This window comes from Hominiventricola filiformis, from assembly GCF_020686965.1.
GTDB lineage: Bacteria > Bacillota > Clostridia > Lachnospirales > Lachnospiraceae > Hominiventricola > Hominiventricola filiformis.
The window spans coordinates 1-2,589 of the sequence record NZ_JAJEPS010000046.1; the positions used below are offsets into that span (position 1 = coordinate 1).

The 2,589-nt window shown below is 46.2% G+C and carries 2 protein-coding genes; both read right to left on the reverse strand.

Annotation, left to right across the window (positions count from 1 at the left end; genetic code table 11):
- Positions 1 to 104: 104 nt before the first annotated feature.
- The gene (locus tag LKD36_RS17360; RefSeq protein ID WP_308460382.1) at positions 105 to 1,937 is read right to left on the reverse strand and encodes a reverse transcriptase domain-containing protein; all 1,833 of its coding nucleotides are present in this window, start codon (positions 1,935 to 1,937) and stop codon (positions 105 to 107) included.
- A gap of 447 nt (positions 1,938 to 2,384) precedes the next feature.
- The coding region (locus LKD36_RS17365; protein WP_207647608.1) for a hypothetical protein at positions 2,385 to 2,589 on the reverse strand (205 nt) is incomplete at its 5' end.

The following is a 2,589-nucleotide window of genomic DNA, read 5'->3' on the forward strand; positions in this document are numbered from 1 at the left end:
AGTAGGGTAAGAACCCGGCGCCTTACCATATCACTATGGCAGGTTTCCGAGAACTCCCCTCCGAACCGGACTTACACCTCTCGATGTATCCGGCTCTCCAGATGTCAGTCTAACTTTCCTGCGTGTAACTTATCGTGACAGTCAATGCAGAGTGCCATTGTCTTGCGCTTACGCCCAATCATGGCGATTTCCCATTGTTTTCTGCCACTTAAATCTTTGAGTTTTCGTATATGGTGTATTTCAAGCGGCACATTCTCTGCGCCACACCACTCACACCTGTTTGCTTGCAGTCTTTTTATAAGGCTATTACGCCCGTAATTCTCAAAAATTCTTGCTACTATATCAGGATTTCCGCTTTCTACTTTAGTGTCCCGGCGGAACCCATTATTGTAAAACAATACCTTTCCGACCTTGCCGTTTTTCTTCGGATATTCCACAACAAAATCTTTTCCTTGACGGTACTTGCGGATAATTCTGCTGATTCGTGTCCGATATTTTCCAGCAAAGGTTTTGAGCATACTGTATCTCATTACATAGTAGAAGTTATTGAGTACAGACACGTTGTTTGCAAGTCGGTAGTAGTTATACAATCCACGGATTTCTGCGTTGTATTGGTTTAGGATTTCCAAATCGTCCAAGTGCAACAGGCGAGTGCGCCGGACAGGCTCCCAAACCTCTTTGTTTCCATTTTGTTTGTCGTATTTAATCTTGAGGGCATTGCAGGAGAACAGTCGTTTTACCCACTTATCATGGGGAACATAAAGTAAGACTTTTCCATTGTTTACCCGTCTGGCAGCCCCAGTTTTGGTCTTTTTGTTGTGTTCGCCTTTGGCGATTGTGACCTCATATCCCAAGAACTTCGCAGCGTCGTGTCCATGAGTAATCAATGTCTTTTCCTCGGACATTTCCAGATGGAGTTTGTCCCGGATAAAGCAGCCTACATCTTGTTTAATCTGTTCTGCGTCCTCTTTGCTGCCGATAACTCCGATTAAGAAATCATCGGCGTATCGGATATAGCAAAGCCGTTTATAGCTATCGTCCATCTGGTCGCTATACGGTATAGATTTCAGACTACGCCGCAGTTCCCGGATTTCTGCAATTAAGCCCTCTTTTTCTTCCACGCTCATTTTAGAGATATTTCTTTTAAGCCTTTGTTCTTTCCCTCGGCAGACATCCAATTTCTTCTTGAACGCAGGATTGATTTTACGGCGGTTTCCGCAGTTGAATTTCTCTGCATACTCTGCCATATAACTGTCCAGTTCGTTCATGTAGATGTTTGCCAGGATAGGGCTGATGATGGAGCCTTGCGGAGTACCGGAATAAGTATTGTGATAATTCCAATCCTCCATATATCCAGCTTTCAAGAACTTCCAGAGCAGACCGATGAAATATTCATCTGCAATCCGCTTTCGCAAAATAGCAATCAACACATGATGGTCTACGTTGTCAAAACAGCCCTTTATATCTCCCTCAACGAACCACTTTGTCCCCGTAAAATATTTCTGCACATATTTGAGTGCCGTATGACAGCTTCTGTTTATACGGAAACCGTGGGAATAGTCGCTAAAGGTTGGCTCATAAATACTCTCTAAGATGAGCCGCACCACCTCCTGTATCAGTTTATCGTCGAATGACGGTATCCCCAGAGGACGCATTTTCCCATTGGATTTCGGGATATACGTTCTCCTTGCCGGGTTAGGCTGATAACTAAAATCCCGCATCTTTTCAATGAGGGCGTTTATCCTTGCCATTCCCATTCCGTCAATGGTTTTGCCGTCTGTTCCGGCTGTCATGTTGCCTGGTTTCGCCTGTATCCGCTGATATGCCAGCAGATAGAATTGTGGATTGTACAGGTTGCGGTATAACCGCTCGTACTTGTAACTCTTGTTACACGCCTTGGATTTTAGGCTTTCCAACACATTTTCAGGACTTCTCATAATGCCTCACGCACCTTTCCTTTTTATGAATTGGTTGACATCCTGCCTCCCTTCGCCATGTAGACGGCTTTCCCGCCCTCGGACTACTACGGAGGCTCCGTTGCCATGCCGGATATTCATCGTCATCTTTCTTGGGTTTTTACCCCTTGAAATTTATCGCCTTGCGGCATTACGCATAGCCGGATATTTCCGGCGTTCCGGTTTAGGCAATCTCCAGTTAGACACTTTGGGAAAAGCGTATTGTGATGTCGGTAGTGGGTTTTCGTCCTTTTCCGCTTACTGCGGCTGGCTGTCATAAGTATCGTGCGGTCTGTGTTTACCTGTCACATTCCGCTATGACATACGGCGAATACAACCATCCTGCGCCGCCGGGTCGAGTATCCCGCCTCGGACTGCCCTTAAAGCAGTTTAGCCTTGCTCCTCATTCACAATGTTGCGTCTTGCCGCTCAGTCGTGGGTAGATGGTTTTCCCAACTTGCGATTTTTCCGATACGCTATTGTCCCCCTTGTGGTTTCCCTCCGGGGTAAATCGGATGATGCTAAAGTGACGCTTTTCACGTCTTTGATACTTTTCTTTACCGGCTTGCTAAAGCCGGGTTCCCAAAATGCCCGCACACCGCCTTTGGATGAAAAGCGGCGCTTCTGGACGCGC